The 13,444-nt window shown below is 48.2% G+C and carries 5 protein-coding genes; all 5 read right to left on the bottom strand.

Annotation, left to right across the window (positions count from 1 at the left end; all coding sequences use genetic code 11):
• Complete coding sequence (locus tag LZG74_RS09925) at nucleotides 1-3,447, bottom strand: VCBS repeat-containing protein (RefSeq protein ID WP_233796424.1); 3,447 nt, start codon at nucleotides 3,445-3,447, stop codon at nucleotides 1-3.
• A gap of 166 nt (nucleotides 3,448-3,613) precedes the next feature.
• The gene (locus tag LZG74_RS09930; RefSeq protein WP_233796425.1) at nucleotides 3,614-5,155 is read right to left on the bottom strand and encodes a RagB/SusD family nutrient uptake outer membrane protein; all 1,542 of its coding nucleotides are present in this window, start codon (nucleotides 5,153-5,155) and stop codon (nucleotides 3,614-3,616) included.
• Between the two features lie 28 nt (nucleotides 5,156-5,183).
• Complete coding sequence (locus LZG74_RS09935) at nucleotides 5,184-8,327, bottom strand: TonB-dependent receptor (protein WP_233796426.1); 3,144 nt, start codon at nucleotides 8,325-8,327, stop codon at nucleotides 5,184-5,186.
• A gap of 228 nt (nucleotides 8,328-8,555) precedes the next feature.
• Nucleotides 8,556-10,733, bottom strand: a complete 2,178-nt coding sequence (locus LZG74_RS09940) for an alpha-glucuronidase family glycosyl hydrolase (protein WP_233796427.1) — start codon at nucleotides 10,731-10,733, stop codon at nucleotides 8,556-8,558.
• Between the two features lie 18 nt (nucleotides 10,734-10,751).
• Nucleotides 10,752-13,421, bottom strand: a complete 2,670-nt coding sequence (locus LZG74_RS09945) for a sialate O-acetylesterase (RefSeq protein WP_233796428.1) — start codon at nucleotides 13,419-13,421, stop codon at nucleotides 10,752-10,754.
• Nucleotides 13,422-13,444: the final 23 nt, after the last annotated feature.

Raw genomic sequence — 13,444 nt, forward strand, 5'->3', positions numbered from 1 at the left:
TTATCGGGATGTGGCTGCATGCGCTGTCTGGACTAAACTTCCTTTTTTAGGTTTTACACTATTTAATCTGCTGACCTGTATCGTGCCCGAATTGATCGCCGTCAATAGGAGCCGTTGCTGGTCAGCAGTTTTTATAAAAATACTTTTCCGGGCATCGCCCCGGATCATCAGCCCGCTTTCGGCGCAGTTTGTTGGTGTAAACTTCCCTTTTCCATTCCCTAGCAACAATAATCCCGTGGATGCATCCTGTCTGCCCATATTTACTTCATTGGGATAAAAGTTACCGGTCAGGATCACATCTTCGTGCCCGTCTGCATTCACATCGGCCGTCGCAATGCCAAATACGGGTGATTTTTGCGCCTCGACAGGCAATGCTTGTATCTTAAAATTCCCTTGTCCGATGTTTTCAATGTAAGCGCTTTGTAGGTAAGTCGCTTCTGCGGAATAGGCATCTTTCATTTCATCGCCCGAAAGCAAATCCTCGAAAGTAACCTGCGCATAGTCTGCATAATGCGGAAATTTGCGGCGAAACTGTATCACCTGCTGATTCAACGCGTCGCGGGGGACGCTTGGATAGCGCTTACCCTGAATGAAATAGCCCATTAAGGGGTCAAAAGTGCCATCGCCGTTGAAATCTTTTGCCACAATCTTAATCGGTTCCTTCTCAGAAGCACGATAAAATGTGTTCAAACCTTCATTACCGGCAACAAAATCAATGTCTCCATCATGATCAAAATCGACAGCTGCAATGCTGTTCCACCAACCCGTGAATTGACCCAAGCCGGTTGTCTTTTGAGATTGCAGTGATTTTCCTTGTTTGTTCTCAAAAATGCGGATCGGCATCCATTCACCCGCCAGCACGAGGTCATCAAATCCATCCTGATTGGTATCAGCCCACAATGCACTGCATATCATGCCCACATTGCGGAGCTCGGGGCAAAATTGGGAGGTGATATCGGTGAAATGGGGCTGACCGTTTTTTGAGTCATTCCTCAGCAGATAGCTGCTGGCAGGAAGCGGATATTTCCCAGGAATGCTGCGACCGCCGATGAAAATGTCCAGGTCGCCGTCTTTGTCAAAATCACTCGTTACCAGACAGGAACTGCTTAACGAAATCGCCGGAAAGGCCGATTGCGCTGCTGGGGTGAAGTTTCCTTTACCATCATTCAGGTATAATTGTACATTGTAAAAAGCCTTTTCAGTCACAGGCAGTTCATTTCCCCCGTTTGAGACCAGCAGATCGAGGTCACCATCTTTGTCCGCGTCCAGAAAAACAGCGGCAGCATTTTCATGCAAAGAATCCTGAGAAACAATGCGCTTTTCAAACCTACCGAAGGTCGTTTGCAGGAACATTGCGGGCTTCGCTCCCCGATAACTTCCTCCTGCAAAAATATCTTCCAGACCATCTCCATTCACATCGCTCGACGCGATCGCAAAGCCGTTTTTAGACAGCATTTTGTGCATAGTAGCAGTCTGTTTGAAATCAATAAAATTGCCTTCCTTGTGCTGAAAGTCAATGTTCATTTGTTTTGAAATGTCGGTAAAATAAGGCTGCGGCTGCGGTTTGGTTAATGCGGGCTTTTCGGATTGCAATGCATCTTTTTGGTTTAAAATCAACCGCTTACTGGCAGCAATGCCAGAAAGTTTCTGTGACCTGCCCCCGGGCCACACCACTTCCAGACTATCAATGAATGCATGGTTTCCGATCCCAAAATGCAGCACCGGGTCCACGGAAGACTGAAATCCTCTTACAACGCTCATTTCAGCATATTGCTTTGTTTTGCCTGTCCAGATCGTAACCTTGCTTCCGATCCCGGACAAGTTGCCCTTTGCTCCATTAAATGCAATGGTCAGGAAGTTTGATGTTCCTTTTTCCCGGCTATTGTTTTGGTATATAAATGCTTCTGAATCAATATTATTGACAACCAGATCGAGGTCACCATCGCCGTCCAGATCGGCGTAGGCGGCGCCGTTGGAGTAGGAAAGTTCGTCGAGCCCCCATGCTTTGGAGGTGTTGGGAAATGTAAGGTTACCAGCATTCTTATAGGCATAATTGGCGATCTGCACCTCAGGCACTTTTTTGATCAGTTCCAATGCGTTCTGCTGTTTGAAATTATTGGTGCCAAAATTTGAGAAATCTTCTTTGAACTGGATAAAATCCCGGTCTGTCACGTCGCGGCGGTAACCATTGGTGATGAAAATGTCTTTATTCCCATCATTATCAAAATCCGCGATCAGCGGCGCCCAGCTCCAATCGGTTTTGGCAATGCCGGCCAACAAACCGATCTCACTAAACACGGGCACGCCACCCGATTCCGCACCGGCTCCCTGGTGCAGCTGCAACATGTTGCGCATATACTGCAACTGATAGCCATACTGATCCGAAATACTCATTTCCTTCCGGTCGTAATCCTGTCCCGCCAGCATTTTTTTCTGCCGAAAATTGTCCTCCGGAAGCATATCCAGCTGGAAAATGTCGGGGTAGGCATCATTATTAATGTCGGCCACATCCAATCCCATTCCGTACAAGCTCGTATGCGCAGTCGCTTCCCGGATCACATTGTTGAAACTGGGCATTCCTGCGTTTTTGATACCATTGTTCAGGTAAAATATGTCGCTGCTGATAAAGTCATTGGAGCAATAAATATCAGGATAACCATCTTTATTTAAGTCACTTACCGCCAGTCCCAGGCCTAAGCCTTCAAATCTGACACCGGCTTCTTTTGAAACATTGGTAAAAACAGGAATTCCATTTTCACCTGCTACATCGTTGCGAAACAGCTTGCCCGTGCTGGGATAAGAGCCGTCATGGTAGGTTTTGCGGAGATAATTAGGGTTTTGCAGGTCCGGCGCAGAATTCATCATAAAAGCATCCAGGTCGCCATCCAGGTCAGCATCGAAAAACGCAGTCTGAACCGTGAACGAAGCATCATTTAAACCATAAGCTTTGGCCATTTCCTTAAATACAGGCGTACTATTTTTACCCAAGCCCTGATTTACGAAAAGCAGGTTTTCCGTGTCTTTGGCAGGAATCTTCATGTGTTTTGCCACGGAAACATAAATGTCCAGCAAGCCATCCTGGTTAATGTCCACCATAGAGATTCCCGTGCACCAGCGGTTAGTCTTCACACCGGCAGCCTCAGTAATATCTTCAAATGCCCATTTTTTAGAAAGCGTTTCAATCTTGCTCAAATACAAGCGGCAGCTTACCTGGTTGCCCCCAAAGAAAATATCCGGCTTCCCATCATTATTAACATCCCCTATCCCGACGCCGCCGCCATTGTAGAAGTTGGTGAATGTAAATGGGTTGATCGAGTCGTTGGGGGTTAATGTATTAGAAAAAGAAATCCCCGTTTCCGAGGATTTGTGGGACGTAAAAAGGGTTTCCTGCTGTTTTTTGCAGGAAAAGATCAAGAGCAGGAAGGATAGAATGGTAAATCTTCGCATACTTTAAATGCTGTTGTTTGTGGCATTATAACCCTGACTAACCCTGTCGCCTGTCACCCTGAGCGAAGTCCTCCTGTCACCCTGAGCGGAGCCGAAGGGGGCGTCACTCCTAGGTGATGACGCCCCTTCGGCTCCGCTCAGGGTGACAGGCGTGATGATGGACTTACTAGTACCCCGGATTCTGATCCCCCGGCTCAATCTTCGCGTTGTTATCCACTTCTTGCTGAGGAATGGGTAGCAACTCGTGTTTGTTGGCCTGGAAGTAAGTTAGCGGTTCGGATTTTAGCTTTTTATTTTTCCTCCACCTTACAATGTCCCGGTTGCGAATTTGTTCGCCGCTTTGCTCCACACGTTTTTCGTGAACGATGGCTGCAAAGACCTGGTCTTTGGTCGAAACAGGAAATCTTGCCGTTGGATAGGCTGGCATGCTTACGCTTTTGCGGGCGCGGATCATGTTCAGGTATTTTACAGCTTCGGCTGTGTTGCCCAACTCATTTTCCACTTCGGCCAGTGAAAGAATGGTTTCTGCAAAACGCATGATCCGCTGGTTGATCGCTCCTGTCAGGAATGATTCGTTCATCTTGTACATGAGCGAATATTTCTGCCAGCTCACTTTTTGAGTCACACCATCCACCACCGACGCGTTACCATTCTGCTGACCGTCCGTTAATGTGTTGGCGCCTTTGTTATATTTCTCTCCTGTGAAATAAAAGGAATCATCATAACGCGGGTCGGTTTTGGCATCACCTTTCTTGGTTTTTTCAAATTCCGAAAGCAAGCTGTTGGACGGGATCACGTTACGCCATCCGATAGCCGAATATTCCTGCGTCCGCACGGTTTCTGTTCCTGCCGTGGCGCCGTTTCCGTCACCATCCCAGTTGTACACACCGCCCGAAGGAAAGAAGTTAACCTCGAAAATAGACTCTTTGTTGAATTCAGTTTCTTCCAAAAAGTTGTCGTTGTAATTATCCACGAGCGCATAAACGCCTGAGCTGTAAACTTTCAGCAGTTCTATTTTCGCATTGGCATAATCACCTTTTTGCATATGCGCCCTGGCCAGAAGCATCTGAGCGGCACCTTTGGTGATCCGGCCCTGGTTCGCTGCATCGTAAGTCAATGGCAGATCGGCCTGGATTGCCGCCAACTCGGAGATGATAAATGCGTACACTTCTTCTTGCGGAGAACGGGGAAGGCTGCCGTCAACCGTTAACACATAATTTTTATAAAGCGGCACATCACCCCAAAGGCTAACGAGCTCATAATAAGCATAAGCTCTCAAAAAACGCGCTTCTCCCAGCAGCCTTTTCTTGTCCGCATCAGCCAAATCCGTCACCTTTTCCGAATTATCCACAACAGCATTGGCGCGGTGGATCAAACGGTAATAAGCCAGCCAAACTGTTCCCAAAACCGAATTTCCCGTGTCATGCGTCCCGAGCAAGAGCTGGTTACGCGGCGTTTCGAGCTGCCCGCCGCCTGCTGCCACATCGTCGCTGCGCAGGTCATGCAGGAAGAACCATTCCCTGGCGACGAGGTTATTGGATTTTAGCATGGAATACACGCTGGTAACGCCGCTATTGAGTTCTGCCCCGTTTTTATAGTAACCTTCCACGGTCACCCCATTGGGGTTTGTCTTTTCCAAAGTGTCGTCATTACAGGCGAACACGATTCCGAAAAGGCAGACATATATGATGATAAGTTTCTTTTTCATTTCAGTTTCCTTTTAAAAAATTATTATATCAAAACCCTACGCTCAATCCTACCTGCAAGGTTCTTGGCTGTGGATACATACCGTAATCGATGCCATTGATGAGCTGCGTTGCTGTATCCGTGGAAGAACCGTTCACACCGATTTCAGGATCCAGCCCGGAATATTTGGTGAAAGTCAGCAAGTTGGTTGCCGAAACATAGAAACGCGCTTTCGTAATCGTTTCTTTTGTCAATGCTGACAGGATCTTCGTCGGAATGGTGTAACCTATGCTCAGGTTTTTGATCCGCATATAAGATCCGCTTTCTACAAAACGGTCGCTGGTGCGGCTGTTGTTGTTGGGATCGCCGCTTACTGCGCGTGGCACATCGGTGTTCGTGTTGGTTGGTGTCCAGGCATTCAGCACATCGGTTCCGGCATTGAACAAACGCAACATGCCCTGCTCGATAACCTTTGTTCCATTGTAAATTTTATTTCCCTGCACACCTTGCAGATACAATGTAAAATCGAAGTTTTTGAAATTTCCTCCCAGATTGGCTCCGTAGCTGAACTTTGGAATGAAGCTGCCCAGGTAGGTCCGGTCGGAAGGCGTGATGCGGCCATCGCCGTCACGGTCTTTGAAACGGATATCGCCCGGTGCTGCCGCGTCCAGATACTTGGTTTTGTCATCGCCATCCAATGCATTGGCCGCATTGATCTCAGCCTGATTTTGGAAAATACCATCCACTTCATAGCCGAAGAACGATTGAATGGGGTGGCCGGCTTCCGTCTTAGTAATGTCACCGCCTCCAAAATCAGCATTAGATCCTGAGAAAAGTGTTGCGCTTTGGGTTGCAAGGCTCAACACCTTGTTTCTGGTGATATCCAAATTCGCCGAAGCATTCCATTTGAAATCGCCGTCATTTTTGCTGTAACCCAACTGGAATTCATAACCCCAGTTTTTCATGCTTCCAATGTTCGACAGCGGCGAGGTTGAGTAACCCACCGAGTTGGGGATCGGGACTTGCAGCAACAATCCATCTGTTTTGCGGTTGTAGGTTTCCGCAGTGAATGTGACGCTGTTATTGAACAAGGCCAGGTCAATACCGAGGTTGGTCATGGTCGTGCTTTCCCATTTCAGCTGCGTATTGGCCAGTGAGCTGAAATACGAACCCAGCACTTTGTTTCCGCCAAAAACATAATTGCTATTATCGGCCGATACAAGTGCTTGCCATGCATAGCTTCCGATGCCGTTAAAACCCGTTTGTCCGTAGCTGGCGCGGATTTTCAACTCGGAGATTTCCGGAACTGATTTCAAAAACTCCTCCTCGCTGATCCGCCATCCCAGCGAAAGAGACGGGAATGTTCCCCATTTGTTCCCTGGCGCAAAGCGCGAAGAACCGTCACGGCGGATAGATCCGCTAAGCAGATATTTTCCGGCATATTCATAATTCAAACGTCCTACATAAGAGATCAGCGAGCTTTCATCCAGCGTGCTTGTAGCATTTGGATTGGAGGCGCCTTGCAGCTCGTCGATGTCATTGTTTGGCCGGTAACCGGATCCGTTCAGGGTGCTGGCCCGGAAGGTTTGCTTGTCAACAATCGCTGTTACATTAAGTAAATGTTTGCCAAAATTCTTTTCAAATGTCAGCTGGTTTGTCAGCACGGGTGAGAAGAAATTCGTGCGGTTATCCTGGATCTCATATTGTGTACGCGATTTGAAACCATCATTATAAATCGGGAACTGATTGACGGTGTTCGCGGAGACGATATCTGCACCAAAGCTGAAACGGTATTTTAGAAAACTGGCCAGCTTAACCTCAGCAAACAACGATCCCAGCAATTTCAAACGCTGGTTACGCGTCACATCCATCAATGCAATGCGGACCGGGTTATCCGGGTCACTTCCATCGGCAGCGGTTGGCGAACTGTAACCACCTGGTTTTGTTGGGTCGGTAACAGGCCAGTATGGCAGGTTACGGATCATCTGCATCACAGCAGTACGCCCTCCCCCAAATCCCTGCTCGCCGCGTGATTTGTCAAATGATACGGTCAAAGTCTGACCAATGCTCAAAAATTTGGCGACCTGGTGATCCGAGTTGAGACGCACATTGGCGCGTTTATAATTTGTGCCAATCAAAATCCCTTCCTGGTCAAAATAGCCAGCCGATGTAAAGAAACGGGAAACAGCATTGCCTCCTGAAACTGAAATCTGGTGCTGCTGGATGGGTGCGCTGCGGAACATCACGTCCTGCCAGTTGGTATTTGTTTGAGCAAAAGTCTGCGTGGCTCCCGGATAAATGGGCTGGTTCAGATCATTCAGCCTGCCCGGCAAGGCTATCCCGGCGTTACCAAGCAAGGCCGTTGCATATTGCTTATATTGGTCTGTATTCAGCACATCCAGCTTTTTCCAGGCCGACTGCGTGCCATAATAAGTATCCAGGTTCACGTGCAGCTTACCGTCTTTCGATCCTTTTTTGGTTGTGATAATGATCACACCATTTGAAGCGCGTGAGCCGTAAATGGCGGCTGAGCTTGCATCTTTCAAAACCTCCAGCGATTCAATGTCCTTTGGATCCAGGTTGTTCAGGTCCCCGGCAGGAATTCCGTCAATCACATAAAGCGGCCCGGACGCATAGTTAATACTACCGATACCCCTTATACGTACAACCGGAGTTTGGCCCGGACTACCGTTATTTACTACCCGGACGCCTGGCACTCTTCCCTGCAAAGCTTGTTCCGCACTAACCACCGGCAGTGCCGTCAGCTCTTTGGGAGAAACCGAAGATACGGCTCCGGTAAGGGATGATTTCTTTTGCGAACCATAGCCGATTACCACCATTTCTTCCAAAGCCTGGTTCTCAGCGGCCAGCCGGATTTCGATCCTGGTCTTGTTGCCCACTTCGACCTCCTGTTTGGCATACCCTATAAAGCTGAATACCAACACACTGGTTTCCGAAGGAACACTTAGTGAGAACTCTCCTTTCGTATCCGTAGTGGTTCCTACGCTACTGCCTTTCAAGGTAACATTCACACCCGGCAACGCTTCTCCATTATCGGCCGTGACCTTGCCTGCAACCTGCTTATCCGCGAACCGGGCGGCATAGCTGACCTGCATAGACAGCGCCAGTAATATCACAGCCCCGCTTAACCATGTACCCCAGAAGCGGGTAAAAATTTGTAATCGATTTTTCATAGATCCGACATAAATGTTAAGATGACACTTGTTGAACAGCACAAAATATTCCCGGATGGGAATCAAAAAAAGACAGCTAAACGCAACGTGGAACGCAGATTAAGTCCAATTTTTAATCAGATCAATCCTATATACAAATATATAATCTTTTAGATATTTGTCAAGGCTACACTTAATAAAAATGTGAATTTTTTATGATTTTTTGCGATTCTTTGAACAGCCGGGGATTTATCTCATTAAGTACACATTAACCGACTTCTTTACATCCTCCAACGTCTGTTTTGGTGGTTCAAAACCTGCGGGAACAGGTTGCTTCGTAAATGTTTGTAAATACAGAACCCACGCATCACGCCACCAGATTGCTTCCCTGCGCTGCACCTTCAACCGTTCTGCAACATCCGTATAAATTTGTGGATCAAGGCTCGTTTTGGCCAGGTCCCATTGCTGCTGCATCCATACAACAGAGTCCGCGCCAGTGTAAAAACGGGTGCAAAGTTCCTCCCACAATGTCCTGCCAGTGCTCAGTTTTTTATCCCAGCGAACGTGATGGAACCACAGCAGGTAAGGAAGTGGTGTTTGGTCAGGATTGTTCCATTGTTTCTGAACTTCCGGCCGGTACTGGGCCAATGCGTTGCTTCCAGAAGCTGTCCGGTCAAAACCCAGCCCAATTGAATCAGCACGATGATAGTAAACGGCGGTCCAGTCCGGGCGCGAGCCCTTGTTTTGCCAGGGTTCGGGGGCGAAATGGACGCCCATCCAGGGACGGGAAAGGCCGAGCGGTGTGTTGTAATCGACGTAAATTTCGCGGGAACGAAGCATTAATGCGGTAATGTGCCCGCTTGCTTTTGCATTTTGGGTCAAGGTCAAGGCAATCCATTCCCTGGCGATCTGTTCTGAGGTTAATTGATGGTCCCAGCTTAGTCTTCCGAATGCATACCAGTTGGCCTGCGCCAGCGGATGACCCGTCCAGTTGCGGCTGTTGCCTGTATTGGCTACGCCAGCCATAAGTGTGCGCTCATAACCGTGCAGGCTGCCATCAACAATCTTTGCAACCGTCGATCCGGGTCCGTTTACATAAGTGTCCGAATCCAGGCATTCTTCAAAAATGGGCGCTTCATAAACTGCGTGCGTTGCAAAGCCCAGATATTCCTGCGTGATTTGAAATTCGATGCCCAGCGGCGTTTTGGGCATATTGCCGAACAGCGGCGAGAATGGTTCGCGGGGCTGGAAATCAATAGGACCGTTCTTGACCTGAACAATTACTTTGGGATCAAATTTTCCATCCAGAGGCACAAATTCCTCGTGCGCCGCTTTGAAGCGATCCGCGTTGGGATCGGCTTTGTAAACAAACGCACGCCAGATCACAATGCCGTCATAAGGCTTGAATGCTTCGGCCAGCATGTTGGCCCCGTCGGCGTGGGTGCGGCCGTAATCCTGCGGGCCTGGTTCTCCTTCTGAATTGGCTTTAACCAAAAACCCGCCGAAATCAGGAATTTCCTTGTAAATCTGGGCAACCTTTTCATTCCACCACGCGCGCACCTGCGGGTCGAGCGGATCAGATGTTTTAAGTCCGCCTAATGTTTTGGGCGCAGCAAAATATACGGACAAGTAAGTTTTGATCCCATATTTCCGCATCACATTCGCCACCGCCGCCACCTTCACAATGTATTCCTGTGACATGAACCGAGCGCTTGCATTCACATTGTTAAGTACAGTTCCATTAATTCCCAAAGAAGCATTGGCACGTGCATAATCCGCATAACGCGGGTCCACACGCTCGGGCAGTTCATACCATTTCCAAAGCGATTGTCCCGCATAGCCTCGCTCAATCGTGCCATCCGGATTATCCCAATGGTTCATCATCCGGTAACGCACTTTGGGGCTGCTGGCAAGGTTTAAACCCTGGATCGGCAACTGCATTTGCATATGCCGCAGCAGGGCAAATGTTCCATACAAAATTCCCTGCTCTGATTTTGAACTGACAATAATGTTGCCCCCCGACAATTGGATCTGATAACCTTCGACCGGTTGTGCAGTATCAGCGTTCGTTTCTATTTTGAAAACTATTCCACCCGACTTTCCGGCAAATGAGTTTGTGATGTTTACAGATTTACCCAAAAGTTTATCCAATCCCAATTGCAGCTCCTGAGATGCACTCTGCATGATTTCACCATTCGCGGGCCTACCAATGAATGCTGCATATTTCAGATATTCCGATTTCACCGAAGCATTCCTGACCGGCTCGTAGTTAAGCCATAACCGATAACCATCATTCCCGTCAGAAGCTAACGGTTCGGCGCCCGACGCTTCGGCGACCGACGCTTCGGCGCCCGACGGATCAGCTGCAAGCAATTTGAAGCCAATCAACAGGCAGCTTAAAAGCATTAAGAAAGGGCTCTTGGTCATGATTGGTGTTTTACAGAATTATTTTTTCAAACTTTGAATATGCTCTGCGACATTGCGCATTGTATCCACGTAAATTTCTTTTTCATTCTCTTTCAGATAATGCAGCAACTCACTGTGCGCCTGGTTTGACACATTCAAAGCATGTTCCCCACCCACGCCGTGAAACAGGAAAACAAGCAACTTCCCGCTCTGCTGCGCCTGCTTTACCAGCTCGATCATATCCTTGCCCGATTGTTCCACCATCGAATAGCAGTCAATGTCCATCAGTTTTTGTTCCTCAAATGTGTGCATTTCATGCCTGACCGCTCTGGCGGCGATAAATTCGCTGGAAAGCGTTTGTATAAATTCGCCCTCTGCCACCTTTTTATGTCCGCAGGTGAAGGCGAATGTGCGTTTGTCAAGCCCGTCAATTGATTTCAAAAATGCATTACACATCCGGACCTCATCCTGGATGCGGCCCATGCTATACTTGCTGAGATCATATTCCGGCTTCACCCAGCTCATGCCCGGTCCGGTTGCATCGCAGGGGTGATAAAGCGTATGGTTGCCAAGTTCGTGCCCGGAGGTTGCCGCGGCGCGCCAGTCTTTGATACGGTTTCGGGCGGCGTCCGAGGAAGCAGTTAAATAAAATGATCCCTTTAAGCTCAGCGAATCAAGGGCCGGAATTACGTTGTCCAGATGGACGTTCAAGGCATCATCATAAGTCAATACGACTGCACATTTTTTCCCTTTCCACGGCTTGCTTTCATCCGGCTGTTCACCGTCCGTGCGGAATGGCGAAGCAGGAAGGTTGGCTGAGTTATAAAAATTGATTCCCTCAGGATTATCCTGCCAGGCATAGCGGATGTATTTGGGCGTTTTAACCATTTCGCTGCTCAGCTCAATCTGATCTTTTCCCAAAATCTTTGCATTGGCCCAAACGAATTTCTTGTCATCGCCAGCCATGGCAAACCAGCGCAACGTTTCCTCATCAGCTGATTTAATACCATCGGCAACATTGTCAAAAGTGAGGACAATCTTGTCGGCTGCTATGCTTTGCGATTTCAATGTAGGGCCACTGTGAACTACGTTCTTGTCGCCATAAGCGAGGTTTTTGGCAGATAGCGCCAGTCTCTGGCCAATTTCCTTTTTGTTCAACGGGTGAATATCATTCCACTCTCCCAGATCCAATGTTACCGCGACAGCCGTGTTTTTTAATGTTAATGCGCGATTTTGCGCTTCCCTTAGCAGCGCCATGTTACTTTCGGCAGGCAAGAAATCAATGTTTTCAAAATTAGGCAACTGCACCACCATAAAAGGCAAATTATCATCATTCCAAAGCTTGCGGCGATCATTAATCAATGCGAGCAAAAGCACATTGTAAGGCTCGGGATCATGCACATTGGTCTCGCCCTGATACCATAGAAAACCTTTCAATTTCATCGGCAGCACAGGCGCAATCATCGCATTGTATAGTGCAGCAGGTTGGTTTTGCGCAATAAAGGGAGCTGGGCTGTCATCTGACCTTTTTGCCGGCTCAAAAACCTGCCCTACTTTATATTGCCACGTTCCTTTCAAGTCAATTTCCTGATCATTGGCAGTCATGAAGTAAGGCTTGTCCGGCACAAAACCGCCTTTTCCAGCAGTATTGGTAACACGAATCACAAATGTATTTTTGCCCGCTTTCAACAAACCGGCAGGAATTTCATAACGCCTCGGCGGATACTGGTAGGTTACGCGACCTATGCTTTTTCCATTCACAAACATCTCGTCCGCGTCCACAATGCGGCCCATATACAGCTTCACGGGCTTGCCGATCCAGCTTTGGGGCACATCGAATTCCCTGCGGAACCATACCACTCCATTTAAGTCTTTCAGCCCCTGATCTTCCCAGTAACCAGGAATGTTGAAGTTCCGCCAGCCTTTGGGCTGGTAGGAATCGCTTTCCCAATGTTCGTTCAATCCCGGATCTGTTGATTTTGGTGGCTTTGGCGCGTTAGTTAGCGTGCTCTGCTTCCTTTCCAGGACGTAGGCAGTGTCTTTATTTTTATTGATAACCTTTTGAATGTCAGCAAAATCCTTGTAACCACCTTCACTGATCCAGGCTTCAATGGGCGTGCCGCCTACCGAGCTGTTAATGATGCCGATGGGCACTTTGTACTGGTCGTAAAGGTCTCTGGCAAAAAAGTAAGATACAGCACCAAAGCCTAACACATCGCTGGGATTGGCTGCCTCCCATTCGGCGTTTGGAAAATCCTGCTGCGGGCCTTTCAGATCGGTTAATGTGGGAATGAAAAAATTGCGGATGTCGGGGTAACTGGCGGTGGCAATATCGTCAGGATAGCGTTCTTTCACACGCTCCATGTTGATCACCATATTGCTCTGTCCGTTGCAAAGCCACACATCTCCGAAGGCTATATTCCTGATCGTGAGCTGGCTTTTGCCTTTTATGACCATTTCAAAACCAGTTCCCGCCGGTTGTGCAGGCAGCTGGATTTTCCATTTACCATCCGCACCGGTCAATGTGCTTTGATTCTTGTTTTTGAACGTTACCGTCACCTTTTCCTTAGGCCTTGCCCAGCCCCAAACCGTAATCGGCTGGTCGCGCTGCAACACCATATTGTCCGAGATCAGCTTAGGCAGGCGGACTTGGGCAACCGAGTTTGTTGAAAGAAAGATCAGGAAAAGTAAAAACCGGGTAAAGCGCATTGGATATATTGAGAAATAGCTTT

The organism is Dyadobacter sp. CY327 (assembly GCF_021390415.1).
Classification (GTDB): Bacteria; Bacteroidota; Bacteroidia; order Cytophagales; family Spirosomataceae; genus Dyadobacter; species Dyadobacter chenhuakuii.

Coding starts and splice junctions, on each gene's coding strand:
- LZG74_RS09925 (WP_233796424.1), bottom strand. CDS start 3,447: ATGCGAAGATTTACCATTCTATCCTTCCTGCTCTTGATCTTTTCCTGC.
- LZG74_RS09930 (WP_233796425.1), bottom strand. CDS start 5,155: ATGAAAAAGAAACTTATCATCATATATGTCTGCCTTTTCGGAATCGTG.
- LZG74_RS09935 (WP_233796426.1), bottom strand. CDS start 8,327: ATGAAAAATCGATTACAAATTTTTACCCGCTTCTGGGGTACATGGTTA.
- LZG74_RS09940 (WP_233796427.1), bottom strand. CDS start 10,733: ATGACCAAGAGCCCTTTCTTAATGCTTTTAAGCTGCCTGTTGATTGGC.
- LZG74_RS09945 (WP_233796428.1), bottom strand. CDS start 13,421: ATGCGCTTTACCCGGTTTTTACTTTTCCTGATCTTTCTTTCAACAAAC.